This window comes from Methylopila sp. 73B (genome assembly GCF_000526315.1).
In the GTDB taxonomy this organism is placed as follows: domain Bacteria; phylum Pseudomonadota; class Alphaproteobacteria; order Rhizobiales; family Methylopilaceae; genus Methylopila.
Genome location: NZ_JAFV01000001.1, coordinates 4,143,946 through 4,166,626, shown reverse-complemented (window position 1 = coordinate 4,166,626; position 22,681 = coordinate 4,143,946). Strand labels below are relative to the sequence as shown.

Here is a 22,681-nt window from a genome sequence, read left to right as displayed (position 1 = left end):
ATGGACGACGCAGCGGATCTCGCCTGCGCGGCCCCCATCGCCAGGGAGCGCTATCGCGACGCGATGGCGACGGTCGCGGCGGCGGTCAACGTCGTGACGACCGATGGTCCGGCCGGCCGCGCCGGCTTCACGGCGACCGCCGTCTGCAGCGTGACCGACGCCCCGCCGACGCTGCTGGTCTGCGTCAAGCGCGACAGCTCCGTCGGCGAGGCGTTCCAGGCGAACGGCGCGCTCTGCGTCAACACGTTGGCGCCGGAGCACGTCGCCTTGTCGAACCTCTTCGGCGGACGCACCTCCGCCGAGGAGCGGTTCGCGGCCGCTACCTGGTCGACAGGCGCGAGCGGCGCGCCGACGCTCGAGGGCGCCCTCGCCTCGTTCGACTGCCTGATTTCGCGCGTCGTCGAGGTCGGCACCCACGCGGTGCTGTTCTGCGAGGTCGTCGGCGTCAGGCTTGGAGACTCGAGCGAGGGGCTGATCTATGTCGGCCGTCGCTACGACGCGGTCGCGGCCGTCCGCGACCGCTGACTGGCCTCACTGGGTCGTGTCGAAGCCTCGCGGCACGATGCGGCCGCCGGCGTCCGATCAGGCGCAAAGCCGGCTTACCTCCTGCCCGGTTGGGAGGTCTCGGGTTGCCCGAGGCGCCCTATCGTGATGTGATCCCTTGGCAACTGGATGGTCGGCGCCTCGACCATCCACAACGAGAGGATAGCGATGATGCGCGAATTGACGGCAGAAGAACTCAATCTCGTTGGCGGAGGCGTCAGCGACGACGCCATTTATGGAGCCGCCATCGGATTCGCCGTGGCGGGCGTCGGCGCGCTGTTGGCGGTGCCGTCGATGGGAACCAGCACGGCGCTCGTCGTGTGGGGCTCGTCCATTGCTTCGTCGGCGATCGCCTACGAAGTCGCGACCCAGTAAGGCTCCCTCCCAGGTCTCGATCTGAAGGGCTCGCTCTCTCGGAGCGGGCCTTTCTGTTGGGCGGTTTCGCAGGCGGCTGTCCGGCGGCGGAGGTCCGTCGTCATGCCGATCTGCGGACTTGCAGGTGATATCCGGACCTAGGACCGCGGCCCGCCGCCTGTGATCGTTGATCCCACCGCGCACGCTTGATCCGCGGGTTCGGGCTCCCAGCCGAAGGTGCTCCGGCCGCCATAGGCATGCGACAGGCTCCGTTCGTCCCGCAGCACGTCGTCGACCGACGGGCCTTCCACGACGGCCTCGAGCCGCCGCGATTCCCGATCGAGCCGCGCCAACGCTTCGAGCCGCTCGTCTCGACCGAGCCTGGCGTTGGAGACGGCCGCCTTCAGGACGCGGATGGTCTCGTCGTAGACGCGGGTCGGCACTGGGAACGGATGGCGATCCTTTCCGCCGTGCGCGAAGGAAAAGCGCGCGGGATCGCTGAACCGGCAAGGCGCGCCGTGCACCACCTCCGCCACCAGCGCGAGCGCCCGGACCGTGCGCGCTCCGACGCCGGGCGTCGCCAGCACGTCGGCGAAATCCTCGGGGCCTCTCTCCGCCGCAGCGGCGATCGCGCCCTGGAGGCGGCGAGCGATCACGTCCCCGGCGCGCACCTCGTGGCGCTCCGGCAAGGCCAGATGCGGCAACGTCAACTGGTCGGTCGCCGTGACGGGCGTCTCCGCGCGAGGCTCGAGCGCCAAGGCTTCGGCTGCGATCCTGTCGGGGGACGTCGTCCTCAGCAGATCGAGCTGCGCGTCGCGCGAGGCGGCGGCGCGGCGGTCGGCGAGGTTGACGATCGCGCCTCCGGTTTCGCCGTCGATCGCGGAATGCGGGTCGTCGATGAAGCTCGTCAGGCCCTCCGATAGCCAGTGGTACCGGCGGGCCTGTCGCAGATCTCCGTTCATGCCCTGCTGCACGACCGTCCACCGGCCGTCGTCCGTCACGATGAAGCTGTGCAGGTAGAGATCGAAGCCGTCCTGGACGGCCGCGCTGTCGACCTTGGCGATCAGCCGACTGGTCGCGGCGAGCGCCGTCGCGTCGAAACCGACGCGCGCGCCGACGGCGATGAGTTCGCCCGGCGTGAGCCGCGACTGCTTTCCCCGGCCGCCGCAGACGTGGAGGCCCAGCTCGCCGGCGAGCGGGGTCAATCCGCGCTTCAAGGCGCCCACGACGCTCGTGGTGACGCCGGATGAATGCCAGTCCATGCCCATGACCGAGCCGAAGGACTGAAACCAGAAGGGGTGAGACAGCCGCCGCAGAAACTCGTCGCGGCCGTAGTGGTGGACGATCGCTTCGGTGATGACGACGCCGAGCTGCGTCATGCGCTGGCCGAGCCACGCCGGGACGCGGCCGCCGTGCAAGGGGAGGTCCGCGCTGCCGGCCCGTCGCGTCATGCGTGCGAATCCCCTATGTCCTGACGCATGACTTTACCAACTTCCAAGCCCGCGAACGCGTCATTCATTTGCGCGCCGGGCTTTGCCGACAGCGCTGGCCCGCCCCCTGAGACGTGGCGCTCCCCGAGGTATGGCTTTTGGCCATGTTGGTCTCGCCCCGCACTCTGGTCCGGGCAGGATGCGACCTTTCGGGCGTATTGAGCTTGGTGAGCGAAGGCGTTGGGCGTCAAGTGGCCCAAGGCCGAGTGGGGTCGTTCGGTGTTGTAGTCGATCCTCCAGGCTTCGATCCGGTCACGGGCGTCGGGTAGCGACAGGAACCAGCTTGCGTTGAGGCATTCGGCCCGGATGCAGGCGTTGAACGCCTCGATGAAGGCGGCGATGAAGGCGAACGGCTATCCCTTGAAGGCTAATCCCGCGCTCATCAGCCATCCGCTGGTGATCGTGCTTATCGTGCGCTGACGGTGCTCGTCGGCCAAGCCGACAGCGGGCAAGCAGCTGCAAATAAAAAGAATCTTGGAGCGGGCGAAGGGAATCGAACCCTCGTATGCAGCTTGGGAAGCTGCCGTTCTACCATTGAACTACGCCCGCGTCGGGCGGACCATAAGCTGACGGCGCGCGGGCGACAAGCCGGTTTCCCAAGGCTCCGCCCTGGACGCGACGTCGTGATCGGGGTGCGTCGGCGCGGCCGTCGACGCCGTTCCGCGCAGGGAGTAAACGATCCGCATGCGGCGCATTGGACGCCGCTGAAGCGAAGGCGGCCATGGCCGGAACCGGGCTCACCCGTGACCAAAGCCGAAAGCGGCCGAGCGCGGCCGGGGTCATGACCGCGCTCGGCCTCGCGGCGATGGTCGCGGCCGGCGTCGCGCTCTGGGCGGCGGAGAGCGGCGCGGTGTTCCTGGCGAACGCCTTCGCCGCCGTCATGACCTGTTTCTGAACGGAGTTCGCGCATGTCCCCCCGTATGGCGTTTTTTGCGGGCGCGGTGGTCTTCGCGCTCGGCGCGGCCGGCCTCGGCGTCACGCTGGTGCACCTCACCTCGGGCGGCGGCGCCACCGCGACGCAAAGCTCGAGCGTCGGCGGCCCCTTCGCGCTGGTCGACCAGGACGGGGCGCCGGTGACGGAGGCCGCGTTCAAGGGTCAGCCCTACGTCGTGTTCTTCGGCTTCACCCACTGCCCTGACGTGTGCCCGACCGCGCTGTCCGACATCACGCAGGCCTTCGAAGCGCTGGGCGGCGACAAGGACAAGATCCGCGCCGCCTTCGTCACCGTCGACCCCGCGCGCGACACCCCCGCGGAGATGAAGGCCTATCTAGCGAGCTTCTCGCCACGGATCGTCGGCCTTACCGGGTCGCAGGAGCAGGTCGACGCCACGGTGAAGGCGTTCAAGGCCTACGCCAAGAAGGCGCCCCTCGCCGGCGGGGACTACACGATGGACCACACGGCGATCGTCTACCTGATGGACCGCAACGGCGCCTTCGTGCAGCCGCTGAACCTCAAGCGCGCCCCCGACGAGGTGGCGGCCGAGCTCAAACGCTACCTCTGAGCCCCGGAGGCGCGGCGGGAGGACAGGCCGTGCGCCGTCTTCTCCCAATGCGTGGCGCTGTCGAACACGATCTGCCCGAGCGCGCGCCACGCCGCGACGCCGACGAGCAGCCAGTAGAACGGCATCGTCAGCAGGTCCACGGCGAGCGACGAGGGCCCGCGGCGGTCCACGCCGATCCAGCCGCAGGCGAGCCCCACGGCGTAGCCGGCGAGGAGGTTTGTGACGTGGAAGGTGGCGAGCGTCTGCTCCGCCAATGAGGCGGACGGCGCGAGCAGAGCGCCCGTGCAGAGGGCGACCAGGAGGCCTACGACCACCGCGGGATAGGCCAGCGCCGTCGCCGCCACGCCGCCGACCACCAGATGGGCGGCGACGAACCTGCGGACCCCAAGCCGCCGCACGAGGTCGCCCGACCGCCGGCCGTGCACGACGGCGGTCACCATGTAGCCCTTCATCCAGCGCGTGCGCTGGCGGATCCAAAGTCCGGGCGTGGCCGGGGCCTCCTCCCAGGTGACGGAATCGACCGCGCGCGTCGACCAGCCGCGGCGGGCGAGCCTGAGGCCGAGATCGGCGTCTTCGGTGACGTTTCCCGCGTCCCACCCGCCGACGGTGCGCAGCGCCGCGGTCCGGAAGTGGTTCGATGTTCCGCCGAGCGGGATCGGAAGATCGAGGGCCGCGAGCGCGGGGACGACAACGTCGAACAGCGCGGCGTACTCGATGCGGAACTGCCGGGCGAGCCACCCGTCTCCATGGTTGTCGATGGCGAGGCGCGCCTGAACGCAGGCGACCGTCTCGGGACTTGTGCCGAAGGCGTCGAGCGCGCGGCGCAGCTGGTCCGGCTCGGGGCGATCCTCCGCGTCGAACACGGTCAGAAACCTTCCGCGTGCCGCCATCAGCCCGGCGTTCAACGCGCGCGGCTTGGTGCGCGGCCCGCCGGGCGGCAGTTTGAGCACCTCGATCCCCGCCCGCGGCGGACGCGCATCGAGCGCGCCGAGCGTCTCCCGGTCGTCCGCTTCGACCAGGAGCTTGATGTCGAGCTTGGCCGGCGGATAGTCGAGCCGTTCGAGCGCGTCGAGAAGGTCTGGCACGATCGCCGCCTCGCGGGCGAGCGCCACCAGCACGGTGTAGATCGGCAGGCTTTGCTCGGACCGAAGCAGCAGCGGCCGCTCCGGTCGCGCGGGGGTGAGGGCGATCGCCAAGCGGAACGCGTTCATGACGAAGAACAGTCCGCCGACCGCGGACGCGCAGGCCGCGAACACCATGGGGCTGACGAAGGCCGCCACGACGACGGCGACTGCGACGACGAAAAGCAGGGTCCGTGCGCGCGCGTCGATCTTCGGCATGCCGTGCGCCACCGTGAGCTCCGGCGCGACGAGCGCCGGGCCGGTCGACGCCGCCTCCGCCAGAGCGCGCCCCGCGCAGGCGATCGTGAGATCGGCGAAATCCGCGGGGCCCAGAAGGGCGACGCGGCCGCCCTCGGTTGCGTGCAAGGCCGAAAGGCGCGCAAGGCCCGCGACCGAGAGGCCGCGCGCCGCCACCACCATGACCTGTCGCGCGTCGGCATCGCTGAGTGCGAGCGTTCCCGTTCGCATCGCATTAGCGAAGGTCTCCGCGTCGATCGGCGCCGGCGGCGCAAGCTCAGTGTCGTAAAGCGCGACGCCGAGGCCGCGCGCGAGCCGCCCGACCAGATCGCGCTCTGGAAGGGCCCCGGACGCCAGCAGCGCATCGAAGGGCTCGCACCCCGCGTGGTCGGCGTCCGCCAGCGCTGTAAGAAGAGCGCCGGGAGCGACCCCGCCGGCCGCAAGCGCGACGAACTCCGGCGGAAGCGGGCGGCCGACGCGGGCGGCCTCCAGCGTATGGGACCGCCGGAACGAACCGGAGTGCGACGCCTCGAGGCTGACGCGCGACCGCGCGCCGCCATCGGCCCGAGACTCCTCCGCTCCCCGCACGATGCCCCCCGGCGTTTACGCGCTCTGCAGGAGAAAAGTGTAGATTCGCGCGGAGCGAGGAGTCGAGTCTTATGCAACTTCCAGGCGCACGAGCGCGCGCAATCGCCCTAGCTCTGTTCGCCGTCGGCGCATGGACGCCCGTCGCGGCCCAGACCCCTGCGCCCTCGCCTGCTCCGAACGTCGCCATTCCACGATTTTCCGATCCCAGAACGCGGATCGAAAAGCCCGATCTGCCCGCGGGCCGCGTTCTGAAATGGGCGACGGGCGACGACTACCCGCCGTTCCACTACGCCGACGGCGACGGCCAGCCCGCGGGCTTCGCGGTCGATCTCGCGCGCGCCGTCTGCGCCGAACTTCAGGTCGCGTGCACGCTGCAGGCCTGGCGCTGGGACGCGCTGCTCGACACGATCGACAAGCGCCAGGCCGACGCCATCGTCGCCATGCTGCGGCCGACGCCGGAGATCCGCACGCGCTTCGGCGTATCGGAACGTTTTCACCAGACGCCGGCCCGCTTCGTGGCGCGCAACGACAAGGCGATCCCGGGGGCGACGCCGGAAGCGCTCGCCGGGCGCACGGTCGCCGTGGTCGAGGGTTCGGCGCACGAGGCCTTCCTCAAGACCTTTTTCCCGCAGGCGATCGCGAAGCCGTTCCAGAGCGCCGACGAGGCGCGGGCTGCGGTGAAGGACGGCCAAGCGGACGCGGGCTTCGGAGACGGCGTGGCGCTGGCCTTCTGGCTGAACGGCACGGCGTCGGGCGGTTGCTGCCGCTTCGTCGGAGGTCCCTTCGCGGAAAGCCGGTATTTCGGCGAGGGCGTCGGCGTTCTCCTACGACCGACCGACGACAAGCTCCGGCAGGCGATCGACTACGCGCTGCAGCGGCTCGACGAGAACGGAACCTATGCCGAGATCTACCTCAGGCATTTCCCTGTCAGCCTGTGGTGAGGGACGGCGTCGATTGACGCGCAGGCGGCCGGTTTCTAGTTTCCGCCCTCTTTTACCCCTAAGCCCTGCAGGCATCATGACCGTCCTCGACGCATCCGCCCTCGCCGCTCTCGCCCGCACCTCGAACGCCTGGCCGTTCGAGGAGGCGAAGAAGCTCGTCGAGCGGCTGAAGAAGCATCCGAAGGACGAGCCCGTTCTGTTCGAGACCGGCTACGGCCCGTCCGGCCTGCCGCACATCGGCACCTTCGGCGAGGTGGCGCGCACCACCATGGTGCGGCACGCCTTCCGCACGCTGACCGAAGACAAGATCCCGACCCGGCTGCTGTGCTTCTCCGACGACATGGACGGCATGCGGAAGGTGCCGGACAACGTGCCGGACCCGGCCGCCCTGCAGCCCTATCTGCAGATGCCGCTGACCTCCGTGCCGAACCCGTTCGGCGGCGACTATCCGAGTTTCGGCGCGCACAACAACGCCATGCTGCGGCGCTTCCTCGACGCCTTCGGCTTCGACTACGAGTTCGCCTCGGCGACCGACTACTACACGTCGGGCAAGCTCGACGCGGTGCTGCTGCGGGCGGCGGAAAAGTACGACGCCATCATGGCCGTGATGCTGCCGACGCTGGGCGAGGAGCGGCGGGCGACCTATTCGCCCTTCCTGCCGATCTCGCCCGTCAGCGGCCGCATTCTCTATGTGCCGCTGAAGGACGTGGACGCGAAGGCGGGAACGATCACCTTCACCGACGAGGACGGCGTGGACAAGACCGTGCCGGTCACCGGCGGTCATGTGAAGCTGCAGTGGAAGCCGGATTTCGGCGCGCGCTGGGCGGCGCTCGACGCCGATTTCGAGATGTTCGGCAAGGACCACCAGACCAACGCGCCGATCTACGACCGGATCTGCGAGATCCTCGGCGGCGTCGCGCCCCAGCATTACGTCTACGAGCTGTTCCTCGACGAGAACGGCCAGAAGATCTCGAAGTCGAAGGGCAACGGCCTGACGATCGACGAGTGGCTGACCTACGCCAGCCCGGAAAGCCTCGCGCTCTACATGTACCACAAGCCGCGCGAGGCGAAGCGGCTACACTTCGACGTCATCCCGCGCGCGGTCGACGAGTACTTCCAGTTCCTCGGGGGCTTCGGCCGTCAGGAGCCCAAGCAGCAGCTCGGCAACCCGGTCTGGCACATCCATTCGGGCGAGCCACCCGCGGCCGACATGCCGGTGTCCTTCGCGCTGCTGCTGAACCTGGTGTCGGCCTCGAACGCGGAGAACCGCGCCGTGCTGTGGGGCTACATCGCCCGCTACGCCCCCGGCGTGACGGCGGAAACCCATCCGAAGCTCGATGAGCTGGTGGGCTACGCGCTGCGCTACTACGAGGACCACGTGAAGCCGACCAAGCGGTTCGCGGCGCCGGACGAGGTGGAGCGGCAGGCGCTGGAAGACCTCGACGCGGCGCTCGGCGCCCTCCCCGCCGGCGCGCCGGCCGAGGATGTGCAGACGGCGCTCTACGACGTGGCGCGCGCCGTCCCGCGCTACCAAGACTTCAACGCCAAGGGCGCCACGCCGGAACGCCCCGGCGTCAGCCAGGAGTGGTTCTCGGCGCTCTACAAGACGCTGATCGGCCAGGAGAAGGGTCCGCGCTTCGGCTCCTTCATCGCACTTTACGGCGTCGACGAGACCCGGGCGCTGATCCGGCGCGCGCTCGACGGCGAACTCGCCCAGGCGGCGTAAAAGGAAACAAACGATGTCCTATGGATCGTCCGGCGCCTCGCGCTTTTTCGGAGGGTCGCCGATCGGCGTGATCCTGCGGCTGCTGCTGCTGTGCGTGATCGTCGGGCTGGTGCTGGACCAGCTCGACCTCGACGTATTCCGCCTGCTCGACTACGCGATCGACGTCGTCCGCGACCTGATCGCCAACAGCGCCGACCTGCTGCGGACGCTGCTGCGCTACCTCATCATCGGCGCGATGGTGGTGATCCCGATCTGGCTCATCCTGCGCGTTCTCAAGATCGGCTCCGGCCGGCCTTGAGCTTGCGGGAGCGGGCCGGATAACGGAACAGCGCGAGCGGTCAGCCCGGTCCGGCCGCCGCCACGGCGCGCGCGTCGACGCCGACCAGCGGCGCGAGCGAGCCGGCGCCTGCCGCCTCGATCGCCGTGGTCAGCGCCGACAGCGTGCGCCGAACCAGGCCAGGACCCTCATAGATCAGAGCGCTGTAGAGCTCGACCAGCGTCGCGCCCGCCCGGATCTTCGCAAGGGCGTCCGCCCCCGACGCCACCCCGCCGACGCCGACCAGCGGGATGCGCCCGCCGGTGCGCAGGTACGTTTCGGCGAGCGCCCAGGTCGCACGGCGGAACAGCGGCGCGCCGGACAGCCCTCCGGTTTCCCCGGCCGCCGCCGAGCGCAGCGTCGCGGGACGCGCGAGCGTGGTGTTCGAAACGACCAGTCCGTCGAGCCCGCGGTCGAGCGCGACCTGCGCCACGTCGTCGAGGCCGTAGAGGTCGAGGTCGGGCGCGATCTTCAGCAGCACGGGCCGGCGCCGGCCGGTTCGGGCCGCAGCCGCGTCGCGGGCGTCGAGAACGCGCGCCACGAGGTCGTCGAGCGCCGCCTTCGCCTGCAGGTCGCGCAGGCCCGGCGTGTTGGGCGAGGAGACGTTGATTACGAAGAAGGAGGCGACCTCGGCGAAGGTCTCGAGGCCGGCGACGTAGTCCGCGGTGCGGTCGGCGGAGTCCTTGTTGGCGCCGACGTTCACGCCGACGACCCCAGGGCGACCCGCCCGCCGCGCCAGCCGGTCCAGCGCCGCCGCCGCGCCGTCGTTGTTGAAGCCCATGCGGTTGACGATCGCGCGATCCTCGCTGAGCCGGAACAAGCGCGGCTTCGGATTGCCGGTCTGGGGCTTCGGCGTCACCGAGCCAATCTCCACGAAGCCGAAACCCAGCGCCAGCATCGCGTCCGGGACCTTGGCGTCCTTGTCGAGGCCGGCCGCGAGGCCGACCGGGTTCGGGAAACTCAGGCCGAACGCCTGGACGCCAAGCCGGGGATCGTTCGCAGGCGCGCGCCGCGCAGGCATCCGCTCAAGCGCGGCGAGCGTCGCCGTGTGGGCGGTCTCGGCGTCCAGCGCATGCAGCGCGACCCGCGCGAGCGGCCAGAGCGGGCCGATCACGTCGGGGTCTCCCCGAAGGACGGCTGCGGAAAGGCGTGACGACCGTCGGCGCCCAACGGCAGCGGGACCACCCAGCGCACCGCGTCGAGCCCAAGCGGCGCGTAGAGATGCGGAAACAGCGCCCCGCCGCGGGACGGCTCCCACCTGAGAGCCTGTCCGAGCGCGCACGCGTCAACCGCGATCAGCAGCAGGTCATCCTGTCCGGCGAAGTGCTTCGCGGCGGTCTCCCGCGCCTGGGCGGCGGTCGAGAAATGGATGTAGCCGTCCGCGACGTCGACCGGCGCGCCGTCGAAACGGCCGGCCGCCTCCGTCTCGCGCCACAGCGCGGCGGGCGCGATCTTGTAGATCAAATCAGGCGTCATGAGCGATCGACCCTTGGACGGCGCCGACACGGAACGCACCCCGACGTGCGGCGTTGAGGCACGACGACCCCTTGTGGTGGATTAAAGCCGCGAGGACGTGCTCGCAAGGCCGGCCGCCCGCAGAATGTCGCTGGACACGCGGCGTGAAAGGTACTAATTCCTATCGAAACGACGTCCGAGACGCCGTTTCGACACGGTGGAGTCCGATGTCATGCTGGGTCACGGCCAGATCTGGGCGGCGATAGACGCGTTGGCGGCCAAGAACGGGCTGTCGGCGTCCGGACTTGCGCGACGATCGGGCCTCGATCCCACCACCTTCAACCGCTCGAAGCGCATCGCCGCCGACGGACGGCCGCGGTGGCCCTCCACCGAGTCGATCGCGAAGGCCCTCGACGCCACCGCGACCAATCTCGACAGCTTCATGGGCCTGCTGACCGACGGCGCCGCCGCGCCGCGCCGGCATGTGCCGCTGATAGGCCTCGCCCAAGCCGGCGAAGGCGGCTATTTCGACGACGCCGGTTTTCCCGTCGGCCAGGGCTGGGACGAGATCGATCTGCCCGGCGCCGATCGGGAAAACGTCTATGCGCTCGAGATTTCCGGCGACTCGATGTCGCCCGTCTATCGCGACGGCGACGTCGTGCTGGTCTCGCCCGGAGCTGCGGTGCGGCGGGGCGACCGTGTGATCGTGCGCACCACCGGCGGCGAGGTTCTCGCCAAGGAGCTCGCCCGCTCGACCGCCAAGCAGGTCGAACTGAGGTCGATCAATCCAGCGCATCCCGACCGCACTCTTCCGACGTCCGAAGTCGCGTGGATCGCCCGCATCGTGTGGGCCAGCCAGTAGCGCCCGCCTCGTCCGCGATCCCGTAAGCTCTAAAGACAAGGAGGTCGCCATGCAGGCGGCGTTTCTCGGGCTCGGCACGATGGGCGCGCCGATGGCGGCCAATCTGGCGAAGGCGGGCGTGGCCCTGCGGGTGTGGAACCGCTCGGAGGATCCGGCGGCCCGGCTTGCGGAGGTCGGCGCGGAGCCTGCGGCGAGCCCGGCCGAGGCCGCCCGCGGCGCGGACGTGCTGATCGCCATGCTCGCGGACGACGCCGCCACAAAAGCGGTCCTGCTCGACGGCGGCGCGCTTGAAGCTCTGGCGCCGGGCGCTCTGCTCGTGAACATGGCGACGGTCGCGGTCGCCTTCGGCGCGTCGCTCGCCGCACAGGCTGAAAGCCGCGGCGTCGCTTATGTGGCGGCGCCCGTGCTCGGCCGGGTGAACGTCGCGGAGGCCGGCGAACTCAACATCCTCGCCGGTGGCCGCGCCGACGCGATCGACCGCGCGCAGCCTCTGTTCGACATCATGGGCCGCAAGACCTGGCGCTTCGGCGAGCGGCCCGAACAGGCGAACGCGGTAAAGCTCGCGGTCAACTTCATGCTGGCCAGCGCCATCGAGACCATGAGCGAGGCCGCCTCGCTCGCCGAAGGCCATGGCGTCGCGGGGGCCGATTTCCTCGCGATGGCGACCTCGACGGTGTTCGCGGCGCCCGCCTATCAGGGCTACGGGGCGGCGATCGCCTCGAAAACGTTCGAGCCGGCGGGCTTCAAGCTGTCGTTCGGGCTGAAGGATGTCCGGCTGGCGCTTGAAGCCGCGGAGGCGGCGCGGACGCCGATGCCCTTCGCCGCCGTGCTGCGGGACAACCTGATCGACGGCGTCGCGCATGGCGACGGCGATCTCGATTGGGCCGCGCTTGCGAAGGTCGCCGCCCGCCGCGCCGGGCGTATCTGACCCCCACTCGTAAGAACCGCGCGGCGGTCACGCCGCGCGCGGCGCGCCCGCGAGCCGTCGCCCGCAACACATCTTCGGACGGCGGCGCGATCGACGTCGTCGATCAATCGATTTCCTTCCGACATCATAGCATTACTGCGGCGACGAAATCGTTGGAACGGCCCGCGAAGCGGCCTTCCCTGGCATGCCAGCGCAAGATATGGATGGCTTACCGTCGCTTGCTGCGGGGGCGTGCGCCGAAAGTCGCATCGTGCCTTGGAGAGATTCAAGGGCATCTTGCGCCATCGGTTTTGCGCCCGCGCGACGCCGAGGCGTTTGCGCGCGCTCAGCGCCTCCGGCTTGTACGCCGTAAACGCTGATTACGACCAAGCGGTTAGCCTAGAAGTTTTTCTGAATGACAACACTAGGTTGACTGAATTCACCAGAATATGCGGCAGTTTCATCGTCCAAACGACCACGTGACCAGCTGTCGCATAGTTCTTTCTCACTCTGATCTCTATTCTGCGCGCCAACAATGCGCTTAGGAGGAAACAATGGCGAGACGCCCCGGCAAGAACTTCCTGTTCGTCCCCGGCCCGACGAACGTCCCGGAGCGGGTGCTCCGCGCGATGGTCGTGTCGCAGGAAGACCACCGCTCGCCGATCTTTCCCGAGCTGACCAAGCCGCTCTATGAGGGCCTGAAGAAGGTCTTTAAGACGAAGGACGGCCAGGTCTTCATCTTCCCGTCGTCCGGCACCGGCGGCTGGGAAGCGGCGCTCACCAACACGCTCGCCCCCGGCGACAAGGTGCTGACGGCCCGCTTCGGCCAGTTCTCGCACCTGTGGACCGACATGGCCCAGCGCCTCGGCCTGGACGTGCAGATCCAGGAAGAGGAGTGGGGCACCGGCGCCCACGAGGAGAAGATCGAGGAGGCCCTCGTCGCGGACACCGCGCATGAGATTAAGGCCGTCATGGTCGTCCACAACGAGACCGCCACGGGCGTGACCTCGAACATCGGCGCGATCCGCAAGGCGATGGACGCCGCCAAGCACCCGGCGCTGCTGTTCGTCGACTCGGTGTCGGGCCTCGGCTCGATCGACTTCCGCTTCGACGAGTGGAAGGTCGACTGCGCCGTCTCCGGCTCGCAGAAGGGCCTGATGCTGCCGGCCGGCCTCGGCTTCGTCTGCGTCAGCCAGCAGGCGCTGAACCTCCGGAAAAACTCGAAGCTCAACAAGGTCTATTTCGACTTCCAGGACCAGATCAACACCAACCCGTCCGGCTACTTCCCCTACACGCCGGCGACCCCGCTGCTGCACGGCCTGCGCGAGTCGCTGCAGTGCATCGAGGACGAGGGCCTGGAGCAGATCTTCCGCCGCCATCACGTGCTGGCCGAAGCCACCCGCAAGGCCGTCGACGCGTGGGGCCTCAAGCTCTGCGCAAAGTCGCCGCGCTGGCACTCCGACACCGTGTCGGCGATTCTCGCTCCCGAAGGCATCGACGCGGCGAAGATCATCCGCCATGCCTATGACCGCTACAACCTGGCGCTCGGCGCGGGCCTTTCGAAGGTGGCGGGCCGCGTCTTCCGCATCGGCCACATCGGCGACCTGAACGAGCTCATGCTGCTGGGCGCGATCGCGGGCGCGGAAATGTCGATGCTCGACAACGGCGTGAAGATCAAGGCCGGCTCCGGCGTCGGCGCCGCGCAGGACTACCTGCGCGACAATCCGATCGAGGCCCAGGCCGCGGCTCCCAAGGCGGCCTGACCTGACGTGAAGCGACCGGGCGCGCTGGACAGAGCGCGCCCGGTCGTCATTCTGCCACGGTCAAAAACGCCCGAGTCCCGACGGGGGAACGCTCCCGCGCGGACCGGCGCAAGGGGAGCGCAATGACGCACAAGATCGTCTTTCTGGACCGCGAAAGCCTCGACGCCAACGTCCGTGCGCCGAGCTTTCCGCATGAGTACGTCGAATACCAGTCGACCTGGACGCCTGACGAGATCGTCGAGCGCCTGAAGGACGCCGACATCGCCCTGATCAACAAGGTGCCGATGCGGGCCGACGTGCTGAAGCAACTGCCGAAGCTCAAACTGATCGCCGTCGCCGCCACCGGCACCGACGTGGTCGACAAGGCCCAGGCCAAGGCCCAGGGCATCGTCGTTTCGAACATCCGGAACTACGCCTTCAACACCGTGCCCGAGCACGTGATCGGCCTGATCTTCGCGCTGCGACGCGCGATCGTGCCCTACGCCAACTCGGTGAAGCGCGGCGACTGGAACAAGTCGCAGCAGTTCTGCTACTTCGACTATCCGATCTACGACGTCGCCGGCTCCACGCTCGGCATCGTCGGCTACGGCGCCCTCGGCAAGTCGATCGGCAAGCGGGCGGAAGCGCTCGGCATGAAGATCCTGCCCTACGACGTCTTCCCGCAGGACGGCCTGGTCGACTTCGAGACCGTGCTGACCCAGTCGGACATCATCACGATTCACGTGCCGCTCACGCCCGACACCAAGAACCTGTTCGGGGCGGAGCAGTTCAAGAAGATGAAGAACAGCGCCATCCTCATCAACACCGCCCGCGGCGGGCTGGTGGACGAGGCGGCCCTGCTCGAGGCGCTGAAGTCCGGCGAGATCGGCGGCGCGGGCTTCGACGTGGTGGCGCAGGAGCCCCCGAAGGACGGCAACATCCTGTGCGACGCCGACCTGCCGAACCTCATCGTCACCCCGCATGTGGCGTGGGCGTCGAAGCAGGCCATGCAGATCCTGGCGGACCAGCTGATCGACAACGTCGAGAACTTCGTCGCGGGCAAGCCGTCGAACGTCGTCGAGTAAAAGGAGAGTTGGCGGACACGTTCTGCATGCTTCGAGACGCCTTGGCCTGATCGGCCAAGTCTCCTCAGCATGAGGACCGTTTCCGCTTCAGCATTCTCCAGCGTCCTCATGCTGAGGAGCCCGCGAAGCGGGCGTCTCGAAGCACGCACAACGGCGCCCCAAGCGGCTCTTTAAAAGATCAGCCCCAAAGAGGGTGACAGGGAAGACCATGACCAAGAAACTGCTGTTTCAGTTCGACACCGACCCGACCCCGAGCGTCTTCGACGTCGTCGTGGGCTATGACGGCGGCGCCGACCACATCACCGGCTACGGCAATGTGACGCCGGACAACGTCGGCGCCTATGTCGACGGCACGATTTACACGCGCGGCGGCTCCGAGAAGAAGTCGACGGCGATCTTCGTCGGCGGCGGCGACATGGCGGCCGGCGAGGCGGTTTACGACGCCGTCCAGAAGCGCTTCTTCGGCCCGTTCCGCGTCTCCACCATGCTCGACTCGAACGGATCGAACACGACGGCGGCGGCCGGCGTCGCGCTCGCGGTGAAGGCGCTCGGCGGCGACGTGAAGGGCAAGCGGGCTGTTATCCTCGCAGGCACCGGCCCGGTCGGCATGCGCTCGGCCGCGATGTTGGCCAAGGAAGGCGCGACGGTCGCGATCGTCGGGCGCGCGCTCGACAAGGCGCAGAAGGCCGCCGACAACATCGAGAAGCGCTTCGGCGTCAAGGTTGAGGCGGTCGAGGCGAAGAGCGGCGACGACCGCGCCAAGGCGGTGTCGGGCGCGAACCTCGTGTTCTCCGCCGGCGCGATCGGGCTGGAGCTGCTGGCCGAGGACGTCTGGAAGTCCGAGGCCTCGATCGAGATCGTGGTCGACTACAACGCCCAGCCCCCGCTCGGCATCGGCGGCATCGACGCCATGGACAAGGCCAAGGAGCGCCACGGCAAGCTCGCGCTCGGCGCGCTCGGCCTCGGCGGCCTGAAGCTGAAGCTTCACCGCACGCTCATCGGCAAGCTGTTCGAGGCGCCCGACCAGTCCTTCGACGCGGACGAGATCTACGCGCTCGCAAAGGAAATGGCATGATCGCCAAGGACCAGACCCTCGGCGTCTTCCTGGACGAGCTCGCGAGCGAGGCTCCGACGCCGGGCGGCGGCGGCGCGGCCGCGATCCACGGCGCGACCGGCGCCGCGCTGGTGTCGATGGTGATCAACCTCACCGTCGGCAAGCCGAAGTACGCCGAGGTCGAGGCCGAGCTCAAGGACGTGCTCGTCCGCTCGGAAGCGCTGCGCGCGCAGCTGACGGACGCGATCGACGACGACGTGAAGGCCTTCGACGCCGTGATGGGAGCCTACGGGCTCCCGCGCGGGACCGACGAGGAGAAGGCCGCGCGCGTCGAGACGATCCAGGCCGCGCTCAAGGTCGCGACCGACGTGCCGCTTGAAGCGGTGCGGCTCTGCCGCGACGTGATCGACCTCGCGGCGATCACCGCCGACAAGGGCAACCTCAACGTGATCTCGGACGCCGGCGTCGCCGTGCAGTCGGCCTACGCCGGCCTGCTGAGCGCCGCCCTCAACGTCCGGGTGAACGCCAAGTCGATCAAGGACCGGGAGTTCGCGGACGCCCGCATCCAGGAACTCGAGACGCTGCTCGGCGAAGCCGAGACGCTCACGAAGAAGACGTACGACGTGGTGAAGAACAAGGTGAGCTGACCACACACGAAAGCTCGCGCGTCGGTACGTTGAAACGCAAGGGAGGGTCGTGATGGACGTTCACGAATACCAAGCTAAAGAACTGCTCGCGAGTTTCGGCGTCGCCGTCCCCAAGGGGGCGGTGGCGTTCAGCCCCGACCAGGCGGTCTACGCCGCCACCGAACTCGGCGGGTCGTTCTGGGCCGTCAAGGCCCAGATCCACGCCGGCGCCCGCGGCAAGGCCGGCGGCGTCAAGCTCTGCCGCACCTACAACGAGGTGCGCGACGCGGCGAAGTCCATGCTCGGCAAGCGCCTCGTCACGGCCCAGACTGGGCCCGAGGGCAAGCCGGTGCAGCGCGTCTACGTCGAGGTCGCCGACCCCTTCGAGCGCGAACTCTATCTCGGCTTCGTGCTGGACCGTAAGGCCGAGCGCGTGGTCGTCATCGCCTCCACGCACGGCGGCATGGAGATCGAGGAGATCGCCCAGAACGACCCCGAGGCGCTGATCCAGATCGTCGTCGAGCCCGCGGTCGGCCTGCAGCAGTTCGAGGCGCGCGAGCTCGCGTTCCGGCTGGGGCTCAACATCCGGCAGGTCGCGGCCGCCGTCCGCCTTATCATGAGCGCGTACCGCGCCTTCCGCGACACCGACGGCGTGATGCTCGAGATCAACCCGCTCGTCGTGACCCGCGACGACCGCGTGCTCGCGCTCGACGCCAAGATGTCGTTCGACGACAACGCGCTGTTCCGTCGTCACAACGTCGCGGACATGCACGACCCTTCGCAGAGCGACCCGCGCGAGGCGCAGGCGGCCGAGCACAACCTCAACTACATCGGGCTCGACGGCGAGATCGGCTGCATCGTCAACGGGGCGGGCCTCGCCATGGCGACCATGGACATGATCAAGCACGCCGGCGGCAGCCCCGCGAACTTCCTCGACGTCGGCGGCGGCGCGAGCCCCGAGCGCGTCGCCACCGCGTTCCGCCTCGTGCTTTCGGACAAGAACGTCAAGGCGATCCTGGTCAACATCTTCGCCGGCATCAACCGCTGCGACTGGGTCGCGCAAGGCGTGATCCAGGCCGCGAAGGAGGTGAAGATCGAGGTGCCGCTGATCGTCCGCCTCGCCGGCACCAACGTGGAGGCCGGCAAGAAGATCCTGGAGGAGAGCGGCCTCGACCTGATCGCCGCGGACACCCTGTCGGAGGCCGCCCAGAAGGCCGTCGCCGCCTACAAGACCGCGGCCTGAGGAGACCCGATCATGAGCATCCTCATCGACGAGAAGACCCCGATCATCGTCCAGGGCATCACGGGCGACAAAGGCACCTTCCACACCAAGGAGATGGTCGAGTACGGCTCCAACGTCGTCGGCGGCGTGACGCCCGGCAAGGGCGGCAAGACGCACCTCGGCCTCCCCGTGTTCAACACCGTGAAGGACGCGGTGGCCGCGACCGGCGCCACCACCTCGATCACCTTCGTCGCCCCGCCGTTCGCGGCGGACGCGATCATGGAGGCGGCCGACGCGGGGCTCGCCCTCGTGTGCTCGATCACCGACGGCATCCCGGCCCAGGACATGATGCGCGTGAAGCGCTACCTGCGCCGCTACCCGAAGGACAGGCGGACCATGGTGGTCGGCCCGAACTGCGCCGGCATCATCTCGCCGGGCAAGTCGATGCTCGGCATCATGCCCGGCCACATCTACCTCAAGGGCAACGTCGGCGTGATCTCGCGCTCGGGCACGCTCGGCTACGAGGCGGCGTCGCAGATGATGGCGCTCGGCATCGGCATCTCGACCTCGGTGGGCATCGGCGGCGACCCGATCAACGGCTCGTCCTTTCTCGACCATCTCGCGCTGTTCGAGCAGGATCCGGAAACCGACGCCGTGCTGATGATCGGCGAGATCGGCGGCCCGCAGGAGGCCGAGGCCTCGGCCTGGATCAAGGACAACATGACGAAGCCCGTGATCGGCTTCGTGGCGGGCCTGACGGCGCCCAAGGGCCGGCGGATGGGCCACGCGGGCGCGATCATTTCGGCCCAGGGCGACAGCGCGGCGGAGAAGGCCGAGATCATGCTCTCCTACGGGCTGACGGTGGCTCCGTCCCCCGGCGACTTCGGCACGACGGTTGCAGAGGTCCTGGGGAAGCTCAAGAACGCGGCCTGACGCGCCGCAGCCGGCGTCGGCGCCTCAATAAGCGCCAACGCCGGCCGTCATCCGTCTCCAAAGACGGCGCGCCTCCGCACGTCGGTAGAAGTGGACCTCGCGATGACCTCGATCGTTCAACTTGCTCCCCGCGTAACGCCCGACGCCGGCTTCGCCGCTCCGATGATCACCGGCACCGAGCCGGACATCGCGACCGAGATCCTGTTCCAGTCGCTGCTCGACGTCTGTCGCCGGCACCAGCCGGAGCTCGAGGGCGTGCTGAAGGGCGAGACCGACATCGCGGGCCTCAGCCCGGAGCTGATGGGCCGGGCGCTTCAGGTGCAGGGCATCTGGTTCCGTCTGCTGTCGATCGTGGAGGAGAACACGGCGATGCGGCGCCGCCGCCACGCCGAGCGGACGCTCGGGCGCGCGGAGGTCAAGGGCACCTTCTCGAGCGTCCTCGCCGACGCCGTCGCGGCGGGGGTGAAGCCGTCCGAGATCCACACGCTGCTGCGCGAGCTGCGCATCCGCCCCACCCTCACCGCGCATCCCACCGAAGCGAAGCGCGTGACGGTGCTGGAGAAGCTCCGGCGCATCTATCTCGACCTGCGCGAGCTCGAGCTGCCGCGCTGGACCGAGCGCGAGCGCGTCGCGCTGATCGCCGACCTGCGCGACCAGATCGAGCTGATCTGGATGACGGGCGAGCTTCAGCTCGAAAAGGCGACGGTCGTGCGCGAGGTCTCGTGGGGCCTGCACTTCTTCGACGAATCGCTGTTCGACACGCTGCCGGAGGTGCTGGATTCGCTCGAAGCCTCGCTCGCCGAATACTACCCGGACGAGACCTTCGAGGTGCCGGCGTTCTTCCAGTTCGGCTCGTGGATCGGCGGCGACCGGGACGGCAACCCGTTCGTGACCTCCGCGGTCACCCGGACGACCCTCAAGCGCAACGGCCGCGCCTCGATGCGGCGCTTCCGCACCCGCATCGTCGATCTCGGCAAGCTGCTGTCGATCACCGAACGATCGCTGCCGACCCCGATCTCGTTCCGCAAGGAGCTCACCGCCCGGCTCGCCGCCAGCGGCGACGGACAGGCGATCGAGGCGCGCAATCCCGGCGAGCACTTCCGGCAGTTTCAGACCTGCATTCTGCGGAAGCTCGACGCCACCATCGAGCGCAACAAGGAGGAGCCCGTCATTCTGCCGGGCCCGTTCTATGTCGACGCCGACGAGTTGATCAACGACCTCAAGGCTCTCGAACAGGGTCTCGTCGAGGCCGGCTGCCGTTCGCTCGCCGTCAACCAGGTCCGCCCGGTGCGCCGGATGGTCGAGCTGTTCCGCTTTTCGACCGTCCATCTCGACGTGCGTGAGAACTCCACCCGCACGACCAACACGCTGCGGGAGATGTGGGCCGCGATCGAGGGCCAGTCCGCCGATCAGGCCCCGGACGTCGAGTCCCGCGAGTGGCGCGCCTGGCTGACCTCGGAGCTGTCCAAGCCGCGCTCGACGCCGCGCCGGCTGGACGGGCTGTCCGAGGAGTCGCGCGAAACGCTTGCGACCTTCGCGCTGGTCGCCGAGATGCGCACGGAGCTCGACCGCGAGGCCGTCGGCTGCTTCGTCCTGTCGATGACGCGCTCCGTGAACGACATCCTCGGCGTCTACGTTCTCGCCAAAGAAGCACGAATCTACCTCGACAGCCCCGGCGTCGAGATCTGCCAGTTGCCCATCGTCCCGCTGTTCGAGACGATCGAGGACCTTCGCGCCGCGCCGGCGATCATGAAGGAGCTGTTGTCGATCCCGCTGGTGCGCCGGTCCGTGCGGTGGCAGGGCGGCTACCACGAGGTGATGATCGGCTACTCCGACAGCAACAAGGACGGCGGCTACTTCGCCTCGAACTGGGAGCTGTACAAGGCGCAGGCCAAGCTCACCGAGGTCGGCGAGCAGGCGGGCGTGCCAATCGCGTTCTTCCACGGCCGCGGCGGTTCGGTCTCCCGTGGCGGCGCGCCGACCGCGCGCGCGATCGCGGCCCAGCCGCCCGGCTCCATCCGCCGGCAGTACCGCGTGACGGACCAGGGCGAGGTGGTCTCGTTCAAGTACTCGAACCGCGGCACCGCGGCCTACCAGATGGAGCTCACCGCCGCGGCGGTGATCCAGCACGTGCTTGGCTCGCAGAAGGAGCGCGCGGCGGCGCGGCCGGAGTACGACGACGCCATGGAGGCGCTGTCGGGCGCCTCACGCGCGGTCTACAGCAACCTTATCAACCATCCCGGCCTCGTCGAGTACTTCCAGAACGCAAGCCCGCTCGACGAACTCGCGCTGCTGAACATCGGCTCGCGCCCCGCCCGCCGCTTCGGCGCGCGCTCGCTCTCCGATCTCCGCGCAATCCCGTGGGTCTTCGCCTGGGCCCAGAACCGCCACATCATCACCGGCTGGTACGGCATCGGCTCGGCGCTCAAGAACTTCATCGACGTCCGGGGCGAGGAAGGCGAGGCGCTGCTGAAGCGCATGTTCGAACAGTCGAAGCCGTTCCGGCTGATCCTCGACGAGGTCGAGAAGACGCTGCGCATGGTCGATCTCTCGATCGCGCGCGAGTACTCCGGGCTCGTGCCGAACGAGGCGGTCCGGGAGGACATCTTCCGGATGATCGAGGAGGAGTACGCGCTCACCTGCGAGATGGCGCTGCGCGTTTCCGGCGGCGGCGAGATCGCGTTCCGCTATCCCGCCTTCCGGGAACGGCTGGCGGAGCGCCTGCCCGTCATCAACCAGGTGAGCCACGAGCAGGTTGAACTGCTTCGCCGCTACCGCGGCGAAACCGACGAGTTCAAGCGCGAGGAAGCGAAATCCGCGCTTCTTCTGTCCATCAACTGCATCGCAGTCGGATTTGGCGCCACAGGATAAGATTAGACTGCGCCCTATGCGCTTTTCGTAGTTTATCCGAACTGATGTGTTGCCCCCATAATTATAATGAGTACGGTCCGCCGCAGCGATCGTGCTTTGAAATTTGCTTCAGGAGGAAAGTATGAGCTTCACTCTGGTTCAGCAGGCCACGCCGCGTCTGCACCGTTCTGAGCTTGCGGTGCCGGGCTCGAACCCGACCTTCATGGAGAAGTCGGCGCAGTCGAAGGCCGACGTCATCTTCCTCGACCTCGAGGACGCGGTCGCCCCCGACGACAAGGAGCAGGCCCGCAAGAACATCGTTCAGGCCCTGAACGAGATCGACTGGGGCACGAAGACCATGATGATCCGCATCAACGGTCTCGACACCCACTACATGTACCGCGACGTGGTCGACATCGTGGAGCAGTGCCCGCGCCTCGACATGATCTTGATCCCCAAGGTCGGCGTGCCGGCCGACGTCTACGCGATCGACGTGCTCGTCACGCAGATCGAGCAGGCCAAGAAGCGTGAGAAGAAGCTCGGCTTCGAGGTGCTGATCGAGACCGCGCTCGGCATGGCGAACGTCGAGGCGATCGCGACCTCGTCCAAGCGGCTCGAGGCGATGTCCTTCGGCGTCGCCGACTACGCGGCCTCCTGCCGGACCCGCTCGACCGTCATCGGCGGCGTGAACCCGGACTATTCAGTGCTGACCGACAAGGACGACGCGGGCAAGCGCGAGACCCACTGGCAGGACCCGTGGCTGTTCGCCCAGCAGCGCATGCTCGTCGCCTGCCGCGCCTATGGCCTGCGCCCGATCGACGGCCCCTTCGGCGACTTCTCCGACCCCGACGGCTACCTCTCCGCCGCCCGCCGCTGCGCCGCCGCAGGCTATGAAGGCAAATGGGCGATCCATCCCTCGCAGATCGACCTCGCCAACGAGGTGTTCACCCCGTCCGAGGCCGAGGTCACCAAGGCCCGCCGCATTCTGGAAGCGATGGAAGAGGCCGCCAAGGCCGGCCGCGGCGCCGTCGCGCTCGACGGCCGCCTGATCGACATCGCCTCCATCCGCATGGCGGAAGCGCTGATCGAGAAGGCCAACGCGATGAAGGCCGCCTGATCGGGCGTTT

Annotated in this window: 21 protein-coding genes, 1 tRNA gene and 1 pseudogene; 17 read left to right on the top strand and 6 right to left on the bottom strand. The window is 68.5% G+C overall.

Features of this window, described 5'->3' with window-relative positions; all coding sequences use genetic code 11:
* Both K244_RS0120075 and K244_RS0120070 read left to right on the top strand, forming a co-directional pair.
* The gene (locus tag K244_RS0120075; RefSeq protein WP_020188090.1) at positions 1-525 is read left to right on the top strand and encodes a flavin reductase; all 525 of its coding nucleotides are present in this window, start codon (positions 1-3) and stop codon (positions 523-525) included.
* 147 nt (positions 526-672) lie between these two features.
* Positions 673-918 carry a hypothetical protein gene (locus tag K244_RS0120070; protein WP_020188089.1) on the top strand — a complete coding sequence of 82 codons (246 nt, stop codon included), beginning with the start codon at positions 673-675 and terminating at the stop codon, positions 916-918.
* A 137-nt stretch (positions 919-1,055) separates the two neighbouring features.
* Here K244_RS0120070 and K244_RS0120065 read toward each other — a convergent pair whose 3' ends face one another.
* On the bottom strand, positions 1,056-2,348 hold the full coding sequence (locus tag K244_RS0120065) for a DUF763 domain-containing protein (RefSeq protein ID WP_020188088.1): 1,293 nt from the start codon (positions 2,346-2,348) through the stop codon (positions 1,056-1,058).
* 230 nt (positions 2,349-2,578) lie between these two features.
* Positions 2,579-2,722 (bottom strand): annotated as a pseudogene (locus K244_RS24265) (transposase); the annotation flags it as partial.
* Between K244_RS24265 and K244_RS24360 the strand changes: the two are divergent.
* On the top strand, positions 2,676-2,807 hold the full coding sequence (locus K244_RS24360; RefSeq protein WP_280949666.1) for a hypothetical protein: 132 nt from the start codon (positions 2,676-2,678) through the stop codon (positions 2,805-2,807). The pseudogene K244_RS24265 and the gene K244_RS24360 sit on opposite strands and share 47 nt — an antisense overlap.
* Before the next feature lie 55 nt (positions 2,808-2,862).
* Here K244_RS24360 and K244_RS0120055 read toward each other — a convergent pair.
* Positions 2,863-2,936 (bottom strand) — tRNA-Gly (locus K244_RS0120055).
* Positions 2,937-3,295: 359 nt separating this feature from the next.
* Here K244_RS0120055 and K244_RS0120045 point away from each other — a divergent pair.
* Positions 3,296-3,889, top strand: coding sequence for an SCO family protein (locus K244_RS0120045; RefSeq protein WP_024816643.1), 594 nt, complete (start codon positions 3,296-3,298; stop codon positions 3,887-3,889).
* On the opposite strand, the gene K244_RS0120040 is transcribed toward K244_RS0120045, so the two are convergent.
* Positions 3,880-5,835 carry a glycosyltransferase gene (locus K244_RS0120040; RefSeq protein WP_020188084.1) on the bottom strand — a complete coding sequence of 652 codons (1,956 nt, stop codon included), beginning with the start codon at positions 5,833-5,835 and terminating at the stop codon, positions 3,880-3,882. The two genes, K244_RS0120045 and K244_RS0120040, sit on opposite strands and share 10 nt — an antisense overlap.
* A 71-nt stretch (positions 5,836-5,906) precedes the next feature.
* On the opposite strand from K244_RS0120040, the gene K244_RS0120035 reads away from it, so the two are divergent.
* The 3 genes from K244_RS0120035 to K244_RS0120025 all read left to right on the top strand — a co-directional run bounded on the left by K244_RS0120035 (position 5,907) and on the right by K244_RS0120025 (position 8,800).
* A complete protein-coding gene (locus tag K244_RS0120035; RefSeq protein ID WP_020188083.1) occupies positions 5,907-6,776 on the top strand; it encodes a transporter substrate-binding domain-containing protein in 870 nt (289 codons plus the stop codon).
* A 76-nt stretch (positions 6,777-6,852) separates the two neighbouring features.
* Positions 6,853-8,502, top strand: coding sequence for a lysine--tRNA ligase (locus tag K244_RS0120030; protein WP_020188082.1), 1,650 nt, complete (start codon positions 6,853-6,855; stop codon positions 8,500-8,502).
* A 13-nt stretch (positions 8,503-8,515) separates the two neighbouring features.
* On the top strand, positions 8,516-8,800 hold the full coding sequence (locus K244_RS0120025; protein WP_020188081.1) for a DUF6460 domain-containing protein: 285 nt from the start codon (positions 8,516-8,518) through the stop codon (positions 8,798-8,800).
* Positions 8,801-8,840: 40 nt separating this feature from the next.
* Here the strand turns inward: K244_RS0120025 and K244_RS0120020 are convergent, their stop codons facing one another.
* Together K244_RS0120020 and K244_RS0120015 are read right to left on the bottom strand one after the other, a co-directional pair.
* Positions 8,841-9,932, bottom strand: a complete 1,092-nt coding sequence (locus K244_RS0120020; protein ID WP_020188080.1) for a quinone-dependent dihydroorotate dehydrogenase — start codon at positions 9,930-9,932, stop codon at positions 8,841-8,843.
* On the bottom strand, positions 9,929-10,294 hold the full coding sequence (locus K244_RS0120015; protein ID WP_020188079.1) for a DUF952 domain-containing protein: 366 nt from the start codon (positions 10,292-10,294) through the stop codon (positions 9,929-9,931). The genes K244_RS0120020 and K244_RS0120015 overlap by 4 nt, the downstream gene beginning before the upstream one ends.
* Before the next feature lie 211 nt (positions 10,295-10,505).
* Between K244_RS0120015 and K244_RS0120010 the strand changes: the two genes are divergently transcribed.
* From K244_RS0120010 to K244_RS0119965, 10 genes are all read left to right on the top strand, one after another.
* Positions 10,506-11,135: a helix-turn-helix transcriptional regulator gene (locus tag K244_RS0120010; protein WP_020188078.1), complete on the top strand. Its 630-nt coding sequence runs from the start codon at positions 10,506-10,508 to the stop codon at positions 11,133-11,135.
* A gap of 49 nt (positions 11,136-11,184) precedes the next feature.
* Positions 11,185-12,063, top strand: a complete 879-nt coding sequence (locus K244_RS0120005; RefSeq protein ID WP_020188077.1) for an NAD(P)-dependent oxidoreductase — start codon at positions 11,185-11,187, stop codon at positions 12,061-12,063.
* 533 nt (positions 12,064-12,596) lie between these two features.
* Positions 12,597-13,805: an aminotransferase class V-fold PLP-dependent enzyme gene (locus K244_RS0120000; protein WP_020188076.1), complete on the top strand. Its 1,209-nt coding sequence runs from the start codon at positions 12,597-12,599 to the stop codon at positions 13,803-13,805.
* Between the two features lie 122 nt (positions 13,806-13,927).
* Positions 13,928-14,869, top strand: a complete 942-nt coding sequence (locus tag K244_RS0119995) for a D-2-hydroxyacid dehydrogenase (protein ID WP_020188075.1) — start codon at positions 13,928-13,930, stop codon at positions 14,867-14,869.
* A gap of 208 nt (positions 14,870-15,077) precedes the next feature.
* Entirely contained in the window at positions 15,078-15,944 is an 867-nt protein-coding gene (locus tag K244_RS0119990; protein ID WP_020188074.1) for an NADP-dependent methylenetetrahydromethanopterin/methylenetetrahydrofolate dehydrogenase, read from the top strand.
* Entirely contained in the window at positions 15,941-16,570 is a 630-nt protein-coding gene (fchA, locus tag K244_RS0119985) for a methenyltetrahydrofolate cyclohydrolase (protein WP_020188073.1), read from the top strand. Before K244_RS0119990 ends, fchA begins: the two co-directional genes overlap by 4 nt.
* 52 nt (positions 16,571-16,622) lie before the next feature.
* Entirely contained in the window at positions 16,623-17,792 is a 1,170-nt protein-coding gene (locus tag K244_RS0119980) for a malate--CoA ligase subunit beta (RefSeq protein WP_020188072.1), read from the top strand.
* 12 nt (positions 17,793-17,804) lie between these two features.
* Positions 17,805-18,704 (top strand): succinate--CoA ligase subunit alpha, encoded by a 900-nt coding sequence (sucD, locus tag K244_RS0119975; RefSeq protein ID WP_020188071.1) that lies wholly within the window; start codon positions 17,805-17,807, stop codon positions 18,702-18,704.
* A 102-nt stretch (positions 18,705-18,806) separates the two neighbouring features.
* On the top strand, positions 18,807-21,575 hold the full coding sequence (locus K244_RS0119970; protein ID WP_024816641.1) for a phosphoenolpyruvate carboxylase: 2,769 nt from the start codon (positions 18,807-18,809) through the stop codon (positions 21,573-21,575).
* Positions 21,576-21,696: 121 nt separating this feature from the next.
* Entirely contained in the window at positions 21,697-22,671 is a 975-nt protein-coding gene (locus K244_RS0119965) for a CoA ester lyase (protein ID WP_020188069.1), read from the top strand.
* Positions 22,672-22,681 lie beyond the last annotated feature (10 nt).